The organism is Streptomyces sp. 3MP-14, from assembly GCF_006334905.2.
Lineage (GTDB): Bacteria > Actinomycetota > Actinomycetes > Streptomycetales > Streptomycetaceae > Streptomyces > Streptomyces triticirhizae.
In genome coordinates this window covers 333326-349524 of sequence record NZ_VDLZ02000006.1, presented here as the reverse complement: position 1 = coordinate 349524, position 16199 = coordinate 333326, and the positions used below count along the sequence as shown (strand labels likewise).

The following is a 16199-nucleotide window of genomic DNA, read 5'->3' as shown; positions in this document are numbered from 1 at the left end:
AAGGTTTTCAGGAATCGACCGAACCGGTCAGGACCCCGAGGGGATGCCCTTGACCGCTTCGCTAAAGGGCCGGGCATCGGGGGCGGTATGCCCCCGAATGCCCCTTGCTCCAGCTTAAGGGCTACTCGCCCTTGGCCTTCGCGATGATCTCCTCGGAGACGTTCTTGGGAACCTCACCATAGGAATCGAACTGCATGGAGTAGCTCGCACGACCGGAGGTCTTGCTGCGCAGGTCGCCGACGTAGCCGAACATCTCCGACAGCGGCACCAGGGCCTTGACGACCTTGTTGCCACCCCGGTCCTCCATGGCCTGGATCTGGCCACGGCGGGAGTTGATGTCGCCGATCACGTCGCCCATGTACTCCTCGGGCGTGGTGACCTCGACCGCCATCAGCGGCTCCAGGATGGCCGGACTCGCCCTGCGGGCGGCCTCCTTGAAGACCATCGAGCCCGCGATCTTGAACGCCATCTCGGAGGAGTCGACGTCGTGGTACGCGCCGTCGAGCAGGGTCACCTTCACACCGGTCAGCGGGTAGCCGGCGAGCACGCCGAACTCCATCGCCTCCTGGCAACCGGCGTCCACCGAGGGGATGTACTCCTTGGGGATGCGGCCACCGGTGACCTTGTTCTCGAACTCGTACCCGTCGCCCTCCAGCGGCTCCAGGCTGATCTGCACCTTGGCGAACTGACCGGAGCCACCGGTCTGCTTCTTGTGGGTGTAGTCGACCTTCTCCACCGCGCGACGCAGGGTCTCGCGGTAGGCCACCTGCGGCTTGCCGACGTTGGCCTCGACCTTGAACTCGCGCTTCATGCGGTCGACCAGCACATCGAGGTGCAGCTCGCCCATGCCGGCGATGATCGTCTGGCCGGTCTCCTCGTTGGTCTTGACCTGGAAGGACGGGTCCTCCTCGGCCAGCCGCTGGATCGCCACGCCCAGCTTCTCCTGGTCGCCCTTGGACTTGGGCTCGATGGCGACCTCGATCACCGGAGCCGGGAACTCCATGGACTCCAGGATGATCTGGTGGGTGGCGTCCGACAGCGTCTCACCCGTGGTGGTCTGCTTGAGCCCCATCACGGCGACGATGTCACCGGCGCCAACGCGGTCGATCTCCTCCCGCTTGTTGGCGTGCATCCGGTAGATCTTGCCGATCCGCTCCTTGCGGCCCTTCACGGCGTTCAACACCTGGGTGCCCGCCTGGAGCACACCGGAGTAGACGCGGATGAAGGTCAGCTTGCCCAGGTGCGGGTCGCTGGCGATCTTGAACGCCAGGGCCGACAGCGGCTCCTCCTCGGAGGGCTTCCGGCGGATGACCTCCTCGCTGTCCTTCGGCGAGTGGCCCTCCACGGCCTCGACGTCCAGCGGCGACGGCAGGTACCGCACGACCGCGTCGAGCAGGGGCTGCACGCCCTTGTTCTTGAACGCGGTGCCACAGAACACCGGGGTGATCGTGATGGAGCCCTCGGCGCCGGTGGAGGCGAGGGTGATCCGACGGATCGCGGCGTAGAGCTGGTCCACGGTGGGCTCGGTGCCCTCCAGGTACAGCTCCATCAGCTCCTCGTCGTTCTCGGAGACGGCCTCGACGAGCTTGCCGTGCCACTCGTCGGCCTGCTCACGCAGGTCCTCCGGGATGTCCACGACGTCGTACATCTCGCCGAGCTTGGTCTCCTCGGACCAGACCAGGGCCTTCATGCGGACCAGGTCGATGACGCCCTTGAAGCCCGCCTCGGCGCCGATCGGGAGCTGCATGACCAGCGGGGTGGCCTTCAGCCGGTCGATGATCATGTCGACGCAGCGGAAGAAGTCCGCGCCCGTGCGGTCGAGCTTGTTCACGAAGCAGATGCGCGGAACGCCGTAGCGGTCCGCCTGACGCCAGACGGTCTCCGACTGCGGCTCGACACCGGCGACACCGTCGAAGACGGTGACCGCGCCGTCGAGCACCCGCAGGGAGCGCTCCACCTCGACCGTGAAGTCAACGTGGCCGGGGGTGTCGATGATGTTGATCGTGTGGTCGACCTCATCGAGCGGCCAGTGGCAGGTGGTGGCCGCGGAGGTGATGGTGATCCCCCGCTCCTGCTCCTGCTCCATCCAGTCCATCGTGGCGGCGCCGTCGTGGACCTCACCGATCTTGTAGCTCACACCGGTGTAGTAAAGAATCCGCTCGGTGGTGGTCGTCTTGCCCGCGTCGATGTGAGCCATGATCCCGATGTTGCGGACCCTGGCCAGGTCAAGTGAAGTGGTAGCCATCTGGCTTCAGTCTTCTCTCGGTCTCGATAGGGGTTGCGACTACCAGCGGTAGTGCGCGAACGCCTTGTTGGACTCGGCCATCTTGTGCGTGTCCTCGCGCTTCTTCACGGAGGCACCGAGGCCGTTGGAGGCGTCGAGCAGCTCGTTCATCAGGCGCTCGGTCATCGTCTTCTCGCGACGGGCGCGGGAGTAGCCGACGAGCCAGCGCAGGGCGAGCGTGGAGGAACGCCCGGGGCGCACCTCGACCGGCACCTGGTACGTGGCGCCACCGACGCGGCGGGACCGCACCTCAAGGGTGGGCTTCACGTTCTCCAGGGCGCGCTTCAGGGTGATGACCGGGTCGTTGCCGGTCTTCTCCCGCAGCCCCTCCATGGCGCCGTAGACGATGCGCTCGGCGGTGGAGCGCTTGCCGTTCAGCAGCACCTTGTTGATCAGGGAGGTCACCAGAGGAGAACCGTAGACCGGGTCGATGTGCACCGGTCGCTTCGGGGCGGGGCCCTTACGAGGCATGGTTACTTCTCCTTCTTGGCGCCGTAGCGGCTGCGGGCCTGCTTGCGGTTCTTGACACCCTGGGTGTCCAGGGAACCGCGGATGATCTTGTAGCGAACACCCGGCAGGTCACGCACCCTTCCACCGCGCACCAGCACGATGGAGTGCTCCTGAAGGTTGTGGTTCTCACCCGGAATGTAGGCGGTGACCTCGATCCCGTTGCTCAGCCGGACACGCGCGACCTTGCGCAGCGCCGAGTTCGGCTTCTTGGGCGTGGTGGTGAACACACGCGTGCAGACGCCACGGCGCTGGGGCGAACCCTCAAGTGCGGGCGTCTTGTTCTTCTCGACCTTGTCCTGCCGGCCCTTGCGGACCAGCTGCTGGATCGTTGGCACCGTATCTCCGGTTTCTCTGTGCCGATCTCAATAAAGCTAACCTGGAACACGCCGACCCACGCGGTCGGGCGTGTCGAAAACCGCGAGCTTCCGCGACTCCGCTCGGGAGCGCTGGGAAGAATGTGCGGACCCCGGAGTTCCGACTGCCACCGAAAAAGCGCAGGGAACACCCCAGGCACAAGGTCAGAGCGTACCCAGCGCGGTGGCCTGGGTCAAAACGATCGAGGTCCGGCCCCCTTGACGCCCCCCGAGGTGACCGGCACCCGAACCCGCGGCAACGCGGAGGGGCCGGAACGGGCCGGTGGCCGGGGCGGATCGCTCCACCCCGGCCACCGGTCGTCGGCCCGACTCAGCCCTGGTAGGGGCCGTAGTCGTAGTCCTCAAGCGGGACCGCCTGGCCGGAGCCGGTGCCGAAGGGCGAGTAGTCGATGTCGTCGTACCCGACGGCCGAGTACATCGCGGCCTTCGCCTCCTCGGTCGGCTCCACCCGGATGTTCCGGTAGCGGGACAGGCCCGTGCCGGCCGGGATCAGCTTGCCGATGATCACGTTCTCCTTGAGGCCGATCAGCGAGTCCGACTTGGCGTTGATCGCCGCGTCGGTCAGCACCCGCGTCGTCTCCTGGAAGGACGCCGCCGACAGCCACGACTCGGTGGCCAGCGACGCCTTGGTGATGCCCATCAGCTGCGGACGGCCGGAGGCGGGGTGCCCGCCCTCGGCCACCACGCGGCGGTTCTCCGACTCGAACTTCGAGCGCTCGACCAGCTCGCCCGGCAGCAGCTCCGCGTCGCCGGACTCGATGATCGTCACCCGGCGCAGCATCTGCCGGACGATGATCTCGATGTGCTTGTCGTGGATGGCCACACCCTGCGAGTTGTAGACCTTCTGGACCTCGCCCACCAGGTAGATCTGCACCGCGCGCTGCCCCAGGATGCGCAGCACGTCGTGCGGGTTGGCGGCGCCCACGGTCAGCGGCTGGCCGACCGTGACGTGGTCGCCCTCGCCGACCAGCAGCCTGGCCCGCTTGGAGACCGCGTAGGAGGTCTCGTCGGAGCCGTCGTCCGGCGTGACGATGACCTTCTTGGTCTTCTCGGTCTCCTCGATCCGCACCCGGCCGGCCGATTCCGAGATCGGCGCGACGCCCTTGGGCGTGCGGGCCTCGAACAGCTCGACCACACGCGGCAGACCCTGGGTGATGTCCTCACCCGCCACACCACCGGTGTGGAAGGTCCGCATCGTCAGCTGGGTGCCGGGCTCACCGATGGACTGGGCCGCGATGATGCCGACGGCCTCGCCGATGTCCACCAGCTTGCCGGTGGCCAGCGAACGCCCATAGCACATGGCGCAGGTGCCGACGGCCGACTCGCAGGTGAGCACGGAGCGGGTCTTGACCGTCTCCACGCCGTGCCGCACCAGCTCGTCGATGAGCACGTCGCCCAGGTCGGTGCCGGCCGGGGCCAGCACCTTCCCTTCCACCGTGATGTCCTCGGCCAGGCACCGGGCGTAGACGCTGCTCTCGACGTCGTCCGCCTTGCGCAGCACGCCCTCCGCGTCCTTGGAGGCGATCGTCAGCTTGAGGCCACGGTCGGTGCCGCAGTCCTCCTCGCGGATGATCACGTCCTGGGAGACGTCCACCAGACGACGGGTCAGGTAGCCCGAGTCGGCGGTCCGCAGCGCGGTGTCGGCGAGGCCCTTGCGGGCGCCGTGGGTGGAGATGAAGTACTCCAGCACCGTGAGGCCCTCGCGGAACGACGCCTTGATCGGCCGCGGGATGGTCTCGTTCTTCGCGTTGGACACCAGACCACGCATACCGGCGATCTGACGCATCTGCATCATGTTGCCGCGCGCACCCGAGTCCACCATCATGAAGATCGGGTTGGTCTTCGGGAAGTTGTCGCTCATCGCGTCCGCGACCTCGGCCGTGGCCTTGGTCCAGATCGCGATCAGCTCCTGGGTCCGCTCGTCCTTGGTGATCAGGCCGCGCTCGTACTGCTTCTGGACCTTCTCGTCCTGGCTCTCGTAGTCGGCGATGATCTGCTTCTTCGCCTCGGGCACCACGATGTCGGAGACGGCCACGGTGACCCCGGACCGGGTGGCCCAGAAGTAGCCGGCCGACTTGAGGTTGTCCAGCGCGGCGGCCACCACGACCTTCGGGTACCGCTCGGCCAGGTCGTTGACGATGCCGGAGAGCTGCTTCTTGCCCACCGACTCGTCAACGAACGGGTAGTCCTCGGGCAGCAGTTCGTTGAAGAGCGCCCGGCCCAGCGTGGTGCGCAGGCGGAAGCTCTCCCCCGGCTGCCAGGCCGGCTCGCCGTCCTCGGGCTCCGGCGGCGTCCAGCCGCGCGGCGGGACGGTGCCCAGCGGGAAGCGGATGTCGATCTTCGCCTGGAGCGACAGCTCGCCGGCGTCGAACGCCATGATCGCCTCGGCGGTGGAGGCGAAGGACCGGCCCTCGCCGCGCACCTCGCGCTCCTCCTCGTCGGTGGTGAGGAAGAAGAGCCCGAGCACCATGTCCTGGGTCGGCATGGTCACCGGCCGGCCGTCGGCCGGCTTGAGGATGTTGTTCGAGGACAGCATCAGGATGCGGGCCTCGGCCTGCGCCTCGGCGGACAGCGGCAGGTGCACGGCCATCTGGTCGCCGTCGAAGTCCGCGTTGAACGCGGTGCAGACCAGCGGGTGGATCTGGATGGCCTTGCCCTCGACCAGCTGCGGCTCGAACGCCTGGATGCCCAGACGGTGCAGGGTGGGCGCGCGGTTGAGCAGCACCGGGTGCTCGGCGATGACCTCTTCGAGGACGTCGTACACCACGGTGCGCTGCCGCTCGACCATCCGCTTGGCCGACTTGATGTTCTGCGCGTGGTTGAGGTCGACCAGCCGCTTCATCACGAACGGCTTGAACAGCTCCAGCGCCATCGCCTTGGGCAGGCCGCACTGGTGCAGCTTCAGCTGCGGGCCGACGACGATCACGGAACGGGCCGAGTAGTCGACGCGCTTGCCCAGCAGGTTCTGCCGGAACCGACCCTGCTTGCCCTTGAGCATGTCGGAGAGCGACTTCAGCGGACGGTTGCCGGGACCGGTGACCGGGCGGCCGCGCCGGCCGTTGTCGAACAGCGCGTCAACGGCCTCCTGAAGCATCCGCTTCTCGTTGTTGACGATGATCTCGGGGGCGCCCAGGTCCAGCAGCCTCTTCAGCCGGTTGTTCCGGTTGATGACGCGGCGGTACAGGTCGTTCAGGTCGGAGGTCGCGAAGCGGCCACCGTCCAGCTGCACCATCGGACGCAGGTCCGGCGGGATCACCGGGACGCAGTCCAGCACCATGCCGCGCGGGCTGTTGGAGGTCTGGAGGAACGCCGAGACCACCTTGAGCCGCTTCAGGGCACGGGTCTTCTTCTGGCCCTTGCCGGTGCGGATGATCTCCCGCAGCCGCTCGGCCTCCTCCGTCAGGTCGAAGGTCTCCAACCGCTTCTGGAGCGCGGCGGCGCCCATCGAACCGTCGAAGTAGGTGCCGAAGCGGTCACGCAGCTCGCGGTAGAGCAGCTCGTCGCCCTCCAGGTCCTGGACCTTGAGGTTCTTGAAGCGGTTCCACACCTCGTCGAGCCGGTCCAGCTCGCGCTGGGCCCGGTCCCGCAGCTGCTTCATCTCGCGCTCGGCGCCCTCGCGCACCTTGCGGCGGACGTCCGCCTTGGCGCCCTCGGCCTCCAGCTCGGCCAGGTCGGCCTCCTGCTTCTTGGCCCTGGCCTCCAGGTCGGCGTCGCGGCGCTGTTCGATCTGCTGCCGCTCCACCGAGATGTGCGCCTCGAGGGACGGCAGGTCGCGGGTGCGACGCTCCTCGTCCACGTACGTGATCATGTAGGCGGCGAAGTAGATGACCTTCTCCAGGTCCTTCGGCGCCAGGTCGAGCAGGTACCCCAGGCGCGACGGCACGCCCTTGAAGTACCAGATGTGGGTGACGGGGGCGGCCAGTTCGATGTGGCCCATCCGCTCCCTGCGCACCTTGGCGCGGGTCACCTCGACGCCGCAGCGCTCACAGATGATGCCCTTGAAGCGGACGCGCTTGTACTTGCCGCAGTAGCACTCCCAGTCCCGGGTGGGGCCGAAGATCTTCTCGCAGAAGAGGCCGTCCTTCTCGGGCTTGAGGGTGCGGTAGTTGATGGTCTCCGGCTTCTTCACCTCGCCGTGAGACCACTGACGGATGTCGTCAGCCGTCGCCAGGCCGATCCGCAGTTCGTCGAAGAAGTTGACGTCGAGCACTCTCGTCAATCCCTCTCAGGGTCGTGTCAGTCAATGGTCTGTCGGGGTCCGGGGGGAGCCGGGGGAACGTGGTGGCCACGCTCCCCCGACCTGGCCCGTCAGACCTCTTCGACGCTGCTCGGCTCCCGCCGGGACAGGTCGATGCCGAGCTCTTCCGCGGCGCGGAAGACGTCCTCGTCGGTGTCGCGCATCTCGATGGACATGCCGTCCGAGGACAGCACCTCCACGTTCAGGCAGAGCGACTGCATTTCCTTGATGAGCACCTTGAAGGACTCGGGAATGCCGGGCTCGGGGATGTTCTCGCCCTTGACGATCGCCTCGTAGACCTTGACCCGGCCGGTGACGTCGTCGGACTTGATGGTCAGCAGCTCCTGGAGCGCGTAGGCGGCGCCGTATGCCTCCAGCGCCCACACCTCCATCTCGCCGAACCGCTGGCCACCGAACTGTGCCTTACCACCGAGCGGCTGCTGGGTGATCATCGAGTACGGACCGGTGGAGCGCGCGTGGAGCTTGTCGTCCACCAGGTGGTGCAGCTTCAGGATGTACATGTACCCGACGGAGATCGGGTCGGGGAACGGCTCCCCGGAACGGCCGTCGTAGAGCCGCGCCTTGCCGGAGGGCAGCACCAGGCGGTCGCCGTCGCGGTTGGGGATGGTGGAGCCGAAGAGGCCCGCCATCTCGTCCTCGCGGGCGCCGTCGAAGACCGGGGTGGCCACGTTGGTGCCCGGCGCGACGTCGTCGGCGCCGATGGCGGCGAGCCGCTGCTGCCACTCCTCCGCCAGGCCCTCGACCTTCCAGCCCTGGGAGGCCAGCCAGCCGAGGTGGATCTCCAGCACCTGACCCGGGTTCATCCGGGACGGGACGCCCAGCGGGTTCAGGATGATGTCGACCGGGGTGCCGTCCTCCATGAACGGCATGTCCTCGACGGGCAGGATCTTGGAGATGACGCCCTTGTTGCCGTGCCGGCCGGCGAGCTTGTCGCCGTCGGTGATCTTCCGCTTCTGGGCCACGTAGACGCGGACCAACTGGTTGACGCCCGGCGGCAGTTCGTCGCCCTCCTCGCGGTCGAAGACGCGCACGCCGATGACCTTGCCGGTCTCGCCGTGCGGCACCTTCAGCGAGGTGTCGCGGACCTCACGGGCCTTCTCGCCGAAGATCGCGCGCAGCAGGCGCTCCTCCGGGGTCAGCTCCGTCTCGCCCTTGGGGGTCACCTTGCCCACCAGGATGTCGCCGGCCTCGACCTCGGCGCCGATCCTGATGATGCCCCGGTCGTCGAGGTCGGCGAGGACCTCCTCGGAGACGTTGGGGATGTCGCGGGTGATCTCCTCGGGGCCCAGCTTGGTGTCGCGGGCGTCGACCTCGTGCTCCTCGATGTGGATCGAGGAGAGGACGTCGTCCTGCACCAGGCGCTGGGAGAGGATGATCGCGTCCTCGTAGTTGTAGCCCTCCCACGGCATGAACGCGACCAGCAGGTTCTTGCCGAGCGCCATCTCGCCCCGGTCGGTGGACGGGCCGTCGGCGATCACCTGGCCGGTGACCACCCGGTCGCCCTCCTCGACCAGGACCTTCTGGTTGAACGAGGTGCCCTGGTTGGAGCGGTGGAACTTGGCCAGCCGGTGGGTGACGTGGGTGCCGTCGTCGTTCTGCACCGAGATGTAGTCGGCGGAGACGTCGGAGATGACGCCGTCCTTCTCGGCCTTGATCACGTCGCCGGCGTCCACGGCGGAGCGGTACTCCATGCCGGTGCCGACCAGCGGGGCCTCCGCCTGGAGCAGCGGCACGGCCTGGCGCATCATGTTGGAGCCCATCAGCGCCCGGTTGGCGTCGTCGTGCTCCAGGAACGGGATCATGGCCGTGGCCACCGACACCATCTGGCGCGGCGAGACGTCCATGTAGTCGACCTCGGTGCCGGCGACGTAGTCGATCTCGCCGCCACGGCGGCGGACCAGCACCCGGGACTCGGCGAAGTGGTAGTCATCCGTCAGCGGGGCGTTGGCCTGCGCGATGACGAAGCGGTCCTCCTCGTCGGCGGTCAGGTAGTCGACCTGGTCGGTGACGACGCCGTCGGTGACCCTGCGGTACGGGGTCTCGACGAAGCCGAACGCGTTCAGTCGACCGAAGGCCGCGAGCGAACCGATGAGGCCGATGTTCGGACCCTCGGGGGTCTCGATCGGACACATCCGGCCGTAGTGCGAGGGGTGCACGTCACGGACCTCGAGGCCGGCCCGCTCACGGCTGAGGCCGCCGGGGCCCAGCGAGTTCAGCCGACGCTTGTGGGTCAGGCCGGAGAGCGGGTTGGTCTGGTCCATGAACTGCGACAGCTGGCTGGTGCCGAAGAACTCCTTGATGGAGGCGACGACCGGCCGGATGTTGATCAGGGTCTGCGGCGTGATCGCCTCGACGTCCTGGGTGGTCATCCGCTCGCGGACGACCCGCTCCATCCGGGCCAGGCCCGTGCGGACCTGGTTCTGGATCAGCTCGCCGACGTTGCGCAGGCGCCGGTTGCCGAAGTGGTCGATGTCGTCGGTCTCCACCACGATGGTCCGGCCGCCGGAGGTGACCGTCTCGGTCTCGCCCGCGTGCAGCCGCACCAGGTACTTGATGGTGGCGACGATGTCCTCGACGGTGAGCACGCCGGCGTCCAGCGGCTCGTCCCCGCCCAGCTTCTTGTTGATCTTGTAGCGACCGACCTTGGCCAGGTCGTACCGCTTGGGGTTGAAGTACAGGTTCTCCAGGAGCGTCTGCGCGGCCTCACGCGTCGGCGGCTCGCCCGGGCGGAGCTTGCGGTAGATGTCGAGCAGCGCGTCGTCCTGCCCCTGGGTGTGGTCCTTCTCCAGGGTGGCGCGCATGGACTCGTACTCGCCGAACTCCTCCAGGATCTGGTCGGAGGTCCAGCCCAGGGCCTTCAGCAGCACGGTCACGGACTGCTTGCGCTTGCGGTCGACCCGGACCCCGACCATGTCGCGCTTGTCGATCTCCATCTCCAGCCAGGCGCCCCTGGAGGGGATGATCTTGGCGGAGAAGAGGTCCTTGTCGGAGGTCTTGTCGATGCTGCTGTCGAAGTAGACGCCCGGGGACCGCACCAGCTGCGAGACGACCACGCGCTCGGTGCCGTTGATGCAGAAGGTGCCCTTGTCGGTCATCAGCGGGAAGTCACCCATGAAGACCGTCTGCGACTTGATCTCGCCGGTCTCGTTGTTGGTGAACTCCGCCGTGACGAACAGCGGGGCGGCATACGTGAAGTCGCGTTCCTTGCACTCGTCGATCGAGTTCTTCGGCGGCTCGAAACGGTGGTCGCGGAACGTCAGGGACATCGACCCGGAGAAGTCCTCGATCGGGGAGATCTCCTCGAAGATCTCCTCAAGACCTGACTTCGTCGGAACGTTCTGTCCACTCTCCAGCGCGGCCTCGACGCGGGCCTTCCAGGCGTCATTGCCGAGCAGCCAGTCAAAGCTCTCGGTCTGCAGCGCAAGGAGATTGGGAACCTCTAGCGGTTCCTTGATCTTGGCAAAAGAGACACGCAGCGGTGCGGTGCTGGTGCCGTTGTTCTGGTTGTTCGTCGAGGCGTTGCGCGAGGCGGCCAAGAGGGGGTCCTTCCGAGGGCTCGGACTCTCTGCGCGCGTGCCGGCCCCCAAGGTGACGGGCAGGAGGCAGCTAGGCAGCGCAAAGGGTCAGTGTAGCCACAAGACCCACTGATGTCCAACGCCCATATTCCATCAATCGAGGAGCCACCCTCGGTCGTGCTCCGCTCCGTCTCCAGCCGCCTCGAAGGCTGGCAACGGACCCGTCTGCCGCATCACTTCCCACCTCGCCGGGATTCCATGCCTCGGATCATGGAATCGATCCGGCGTGCGACCAGAGAATCGCGCGACCGCTGCGGTTCGTCAAGGCCCCTACTCCACCGCCACCCGTCCCGGGCATCTCCAAGAAGCGGCCGAAGATCACCATACCCGCCGCCGCGCCCCGGGCAAGGAGGCGTTCCGCGCGAACGCCAGGGGGCGACCACCCGCTGGGTGATCGCCCCTGGTAGGACCCCGTGTGGGGAGGAGTGACGCGAAGGTCACTTCACCTCGACGGAGGCGCCGGCGCCCTCGAGGGACTCCCTGGCCTTGTCGGCGGCCTCCTTGTTGACCTTCTCCAGAACCGGCTTCGGGGTGTTGTCCACCAGCTCCTTGGCCTCCTTCAGACCCAGGGAGGTCAGCTCGCGCACGACCTTGATCACCTGGATCTTCTTGTCGCCGGCACCGGTCAGGACGACGTCGAACTCGTCCTTCTCCGGCTCGGCCTCGGCAGCGGCGCCACCGCCACCCGGGGCGGCGACGACGGCGGCCGGGGCGGCGGCCTCGACGTCGAACTTCTCCTCGAACTTCTTCACGAAGTCGGAGAGCTCGATCAGGGTCATCTCGGCGAACTGCTCAAGCAGTTCGTCCTGGCTCAGCTTCGCCATGATGGCGGTCCTTCCACTTGAGCCGGCTGGCGCCGGTTGAACGTGTGATGCGGGCCTGGGCGGCCCACTGAGGTCCCCGAGGGAACCGGGGAGACGCGCGCGTCCCCGTGGTTACTCGGCGGACTCGGCGGCGGCCGGCGCACCGGCACCACCCTGCTCGACCTTGTCCCGCAGCGCGTCCGCGGTGCGGACGAACTTCGTGAGCGGGGCCTGGAAGGTCGCGGCGGCCTTGGCCATCGACGCCTTCATGCCACCGGCGAGCTTGGAGAGCAGAACCTCGCGCGACTCGAGGTCGGCGAGCTTGACGATCTCCTCGGCGTTGAGCGGCTTGCCCTCCAGGACGCCGCCCTTGATGACCAGCGCCGGGTTCTCCTTGGCGAAGTCACGCAGGCCCTTCGCCACGTTGACCGGGTCCCCGGTCACGAAGGCGACGGCGGTGGAGCCCTTGAAGAACTCGTCCAGCCCGCTGACCCCGGCCTCGTTGGCCGCGATCTTGGTCAGCGTGTTCTTCGTCACGCGGTACTGGGCGTTCTCGCCGAGCGCGCGGCGCAGCTCCTTGAGCTGAGCCACGGTGAGCCCGGTGTAGGCGGTGACCACGGCGGCGTTCGACGCCTCGAAGCGCTGCCTGATCTCCGCGACGACCGCGCCCTTGTCGGAACCAGCCATAACCTCGGCCCTCCTTCCGGTTTTTCCGCAGGTGTTCAGCAACCGCGGCAGAAGGGTCCCGACAAACGAAAACGCCCTGGGCGCAGGCGCTCAGGGCGTCACGTGTGGAGAACTCCACACGCACACATCCACGATCACCTGCGCGGGTCGCCGCGTGAGCGGTCCTTCGGCCACCTCGGACCCCGGAGGGGACAAGGCGACAACCAGCGGTCTCTGGCTTTACGTGGCAGCGTACGTGAGGGGATTTCGTTCAGGCAAATCGGGGTAGGGAAGAGAGCTGCCCCGATCGACGGCCCGGCAACGGCCTCAGGAGAGTTCGGCGTTCAGCTCCTCGATCAGCTCCATGAAGTCGATCACCAGCTCGGCGGCGGGCTGCTCCACGGAGACCTCGGTGTTGAAGTCCGAGTAGCGGACCTCGTACTCCACCGGGCCCTCGGGGGTCTCGTAGGACTGCCGCACCTGCACCGGGAGGTCGTTCTCGTCGATCCAGATGTCGAGGTCGTAGCCGTCGATGCCCTGCTGCTCCATGGTCGCGACCAGCTGCTCGACCTCCTCCTCGGTGAGCACCTCGGCAAGGCCGCTCTGGTCGCCGGCGACGGCGTCCTCGACGCTCATGGTGCCGGCGTAGTGGCGGGTCTCGACGCCGTTCAGCGTCTCCTCGCCCACCTCCTCGATGCCCGGCGCGCTGAGCAGCATGGCGACCTGCTGGGCCGGGTCCTGGCCGGCGGACTCCAGGCCCATGGACATGGCGTCGGCCATGGCCGCGTCGCCGCTCTCCTCGGCGATCGCCGCGAGGTCCATGGAGAGCCACTCGGCGCCCCCCATCTCCGCGCCGAACTCGGCCCCCATGTGCATGTACATCACGTTGTCCAGCCAGCGCACCTCGATTTCCTGGGGTGCGCCGGGGGTGGCGGCCAACTCCTCGCCGGAGACGGACATCTGCATCGTGAGCGAGGGGTCCCAGCTCATGACGCCCTCCATGGTGGTCTGCCCACCGGCGGAGGCCGGGGCGGTCATCTCGCCCTCGAACCGGGCCGAGTGCATCTCGGAGGTGCTCTCGGCGGCGGCCTGGAGCGCGGCGCTGGCGTCCCCGCCGCCGCGCTCCTCGGTGGTGGTGCGGCTCTCGGACGAGCCGTCCTCGCTGCCGCAGGCGGCGGTGCCGGCCAGTAGGGCCACTCCGGCAACTCCGGTCAGCATCCGGAAAGCGAAACGCATGATCCCCCCAAGTGTGCGAAAGGGTCGGTCAGTTGCTCCCCCTCCGCTCACCCTAAAGGGTGGTCGCACACATGAGACGTCCGTCCCGGTTCTGTGACAGAACCGGGACGGACACATGGATTTCGCCCAGACCGTGAGCCAGGCGCGACCGGATCAGACGAGGGCGTCGTCGGTCAGCAGGTTCCTGGTGCGGTTGGGGTCGATCGGCACGCCGGGCCCCATGGTGGTGGAGACGACGGCCTTCTTGAGGTAACGCCCCTTCGCCGCCGAGGGCTTGAGCCGCAGGATCTCCTCCAGCGCGGCGGCGTAGTTCTCCACCAGCTGCGACTCGTCGAACGACACCTTGCCGATCACGAAGTGCAGGTTGGCGTGCTTGTCGACGCGGAACTCGATCTTGCCGCCCTTGATCTCGGTGACGGCCTTGGCGACGTCGGGGGTGACGGTGCCGGTCTTGGGGTTCGGCATCAGACCGCGCGGGCCGAGGACCCGGCCGAGGCGACCGACCTTGCCCATGAGGTCGGGGGTGGCCACGACGGCGTCGAAGTCCAGCCGCCCGCCGGCGACCTCGTCGATCAGCTCGTCGGAGCCGACGATGTCGGCCCCCGCGGCTTCCGCCGCCGCCGCACGGTCGCCGGTGGCGAAGACCAGGACCCGGGCGGTCTTGCCGGTGCCGTGCGGGAGGTTGACGGTGCCGCGGACCATCTGGTCGGCCTTGCGGGGGTCGACGCCCAGCCGCATGGCGATCTCGACGGTCGAGTCGAACTTGGTGGTCGCCGTGTCCTTGGCGAGCCGAACGGCCTCAAGCGGGCTGTAGACGCGGGTCCTGTCGACCTTGGCGTCCGCGCCGCGGAGGCTCTTGCTGCGCTTCACTGCTGCTCCTGAGCTGTTGCGTGAGGTGGTCTCGGAGTGGTGGTCCGGGCCAGCGCCTGGCCCTGCCACGAGGGGGTCGAGCGCGTCAGCCCTCGACGGTGACGCCCATGGAACGGGCGGTGCCGGCGATGATCTTCTCGGCGGCGTCCAGGTCGTTGGCGTTGAGGTCGGGCATCTTGGTGGTGGCGATCTCACGGACCTGGTCGCGGGTGATCTTGGCGACCTTGGTCTTGTGCGGCTCGCCCGAGCCCTTCTCCACGCCGGCGGCCTTGAGGATCATCTTGGCGGCGGGCGGAGTCTTGGTGATGAAGGTGAAGGAACGGTCCTCGTAGACCGTGATCTCCACCGGGATCACCCAGCCACGCTGCGACTCGGTGGCCGCGTTGTAGGCCTTGCAGAACTCCATGATGTTCACGCCGTGCTGGCCGAGCGCCGGACCGACGGGCGGGGCCGGGTTGGCCGCGCCCGCCTGGATCTGGAGCTTGATCAGCCCGGTGACCTTCTTCTTGGGAGGCATGTGCTCTCTCCGGGTCCTTGACGAGAGGTGATCGGCCCGTCGCCGTCGTCGTCAGGCGCGAGCGTTCGCGCCGACCGGCGGCAGGCATACCGCACCACGGTAGCGGGTAAGCTCCCCGGCCCAAAATCCGGGGCCGGCCCATCGTGACCAGGCCAGGGGCGGGAAACGGCGCGAGGGCCCTTCGGGGGCGGACCGTCGTCCGCTCGAAGAGCCCTCGCGGGGACCGGCCCGAGGGGGCCGGCCTCAGTTCTTCTGGATCTGGTCGAAGCTCAGCTCGACCGGGGTCTCGCGGCCGAAGATCTCCACCAGGCCCTTGACCTTCTTGGAGTCGGCGTTGATCTCGTTGATCGTCGCCTGGAGGGTGGCGAACGGGCCGTCGGTGACGGTGACCGAGTCGCCGACCTCGAAGTCGAGGACCTGGACCTCGACCCGGCGGCCGCCGCTGGGGGCGCCGCCCTCGGCCGCCGCCTCGGCCGCGGCCTGCTGCTCGACCTCGGGGGCGAGCATCTTGACGATCTCGTCCAGGGTCAGCGGGTACGGGTCGTAGGCGTTGCCGACGAAGCCGGTGACGCCCGGGGTGTTGCGAACCACGCCCCAGGATTCGTTGGTGAGGTCCATCCGCACCAGGACGTAGCTGGGCAGCTTGTTCTGCTTGATGGTGCGGCGGTCGCCGTTCTTGATCTGGACGACCTCCTCCTGCGGCACCTCGACCTGGAAGATGTAGTCCTCGACGTTGAGCGAGACCGCGCGCTGTTCGAGGTTGGTCTTCACGCGGTTCTCGTAGCCCGCGTAGGTGTGCACCACGTACCACTCGCCGGGCAGCGTCCGCAGCTCCTCGCGGAGCGCGGTGACCGGGTCGACCGGGGGCTCGACGGCCTCGGCCGGCTGCTCCTCGGCCACCTCGGCGGACTCGTCCGCCCGGGCATCGGCAGCTTCGGCCTGCTCGACATCGCTCGACGCGGCGTCCACCTGGTCCACCTGGTCCACCTGGACCTCGTCGCGCTCGGTGTTCTCGCCCTCGGTTTCGGGGGAGGCGTCGTTCAGGTTCGGGTCAGACACGGTAGCCGCTTCTTCCTGACTTTCGTTACGAGGGATGGCACATGAGC

The 16199-nt window shown here is 67.7% G+C and carries 11 protein-coding genes; all 11 read right to left on the bottom strand.

All coding sequences use genetic code 11. The annotated features are described in order from the left end of the window. Window positions 1-121: 121 nt before the first annotated feature. Window positions 122-2245 (bottom strand): elongation factor G, encoded by a 2124-nt coding sequence (fusA, locus tag FH609_RS12385; protein ID WP_139667133.1) that lies wholly within the window; start codon window positions 2243-2245, stop codon window positions 122-124. A gap of 39 nt (window positions 2246-2284) precedes the next feature. Next, the gene (gene rpsG, locus FH609_RS12380) at window positions 2285-2755 is read right to left on the bottom strand and encodes a 30S ribosomal protein S7 (protein ID WP_113689428.1); all 471 of its coding nucleotides are present in this window, start codon (window positions 2753-2755) and stop codon (window positions 2285-2287) included. A 2-nt stretch (window positions 2756-2757) separates the two neighbouring features. Further along, entirely contained in the window at window positions 2758-3129 is a 372-nt protein-coding gene (gene rpsL, locus FH609_RS12375) for a 30S ribosomal protein S12 (protein ID WP_062207506.1), read from the bottom strand. A 349-nt stretch (window positions 3130-3478) separates the two neighbouring features. Continuing rightward, the gene (locus tag FH609_RS12370; RefSeq protein ID WP_139667365.1) at window positions 3479-7378 is read right to left on the bottom strand and encodes a DNA-directed RNA polymerase subunit beta'; all 3900 of its coding nucleotides are present in this window, start codon (window positions 7376-7378) and stop codon (window positions 3479-3481) included. A gap of 98 nt (window positions 7379-7476) precedes the next feature. Continuing rightward, window positions 7477-10962, bottom strand: coding sequence for a DNA-directed RNA polymerase subunit beta (rpoB, locus tag FH609_RS12365; protein ID WP_139667134.1), 3486 nt, complete (start codon window positions 10960-10962; stop codon window positions 7477-7479). Between the two features lie 476 nt (window positions 10963-11438). Further along, window positions 11439-11825, bottom strand: coding sequence for a 50S ribosomal protein L7/L12 (rplL, locus tag FH609_RS12360; protein ID WP_139667135.1), 387 nt, complete (start codon window positions 11823-11825; stop codon window positions 11439-11441). A 111-nt stretch (window positions 11826-11936) separates the two neighbouring features. Beyond that, a complete protein-coding gene (gene rplJ, locus FH609_RS12355; RefSeq protein WP_122182095.1) occupies window positions 11937-12491 on the bottom strand; it encodes a 50S ribosomal protein L10 in 555 nt (184 codons plus the stop codon). Between the two features lie 306 nt (window positions 12492-12797). After that, window positions 12798-13706 carry a hypothetical protein gene (locus tag FH609_RS12350; protein WP_139667136.1) on the bottom strand — a complete coding sequence of 303 codons (909 nt, stop codon included), beginning with the start codon at window positions 13704-13706 and terminating at the stop codon, window positions 12798-12800. 153 nt (window positions 13707-13859) lie between these two features. After that, entirely contained in the window at window positions 13860-14576 is a 717-nt protein-coding gene (gene rplA / locus FH609_RS12345; RefSeq protein ID WP_139667137.1) for a 50S ribosomal protein L1, read from the bottom strand. 85 nt (window positions 14577-14661) lie between these two features. Then, window positions 14662-15093 carry a 50S ribosomal protein L11 gene (gene rplK / locus FH609_RS12340; RefSeq protein WP_139667138.1) on the bottom strand — a complete coding sequence of 144 codons (432 nt, stop codon included), beginning with the start codon at window positions 15091-15093 and terminating at the stop codon, window positions 14662-14664. A gap of 243 nt (window positions 15094-15336) precedes the next feature. Next, the gene (nusG, locus tag FH609_RS12335) at window positions 15337-16152 is read right to left on the bottom strand and encodes a transcription termination/antitermination protein NusG (protein ID WP_193317861.1); all 816 of its coding nucleotides are present in this window, start codon (window positions 16150-16152) and stop codon (window positions 15337-15339) included. Between the last annotated feature and the right edge of the window lie 47 nt (window positions 16153-16199).

Excerpts from the sequence above, each read along its gene's own strand:
- fusA (WP_139667133.1), bottom strand. The coding sequence starts at position 2,245 with ATGGCTACCACTTCACTTGACCTGGCCAGGGTCCGCAACATCGGGATC.
- rpsG (WP_113689428.1), bottom strand. The coding sequence starts at position 2,755 with ATGCCTCGTAAGGGCCCCGCCCCGAAGCGACCGGTGCACATCGACCCG.
- rplL (WP_139667135.1), bottom strand. The coding sequence starts at position 11,825 with ATGGCGAAGCTGAGCCAGGACGAACTGCTTGAGCAGTTCGCCGAGATG.
- rplK (WP_139667138.1), bottom strand. The coding sequence starts at position 15,093 with ATGCCTCCCAAGAAGAAGGTCACCGGGCTGATCAAGCTCCAGATCCAG.
- rplJ (WP_122182095.1), bottom strand. The coding sequence starts at position 12,491 with ATGGCTGGTTCCGACAAGGGCGCGGTCGTCGCGGAGATCAGGCAGCGC.
- FH609_RS12350 (WP_139667136.1), bottom strand. The coding sequence starts at position 13,706 with ATGCGTTTCGCTTTCCGGATGCTGACCGGAGTTGCCGGAGTGGCCCTA.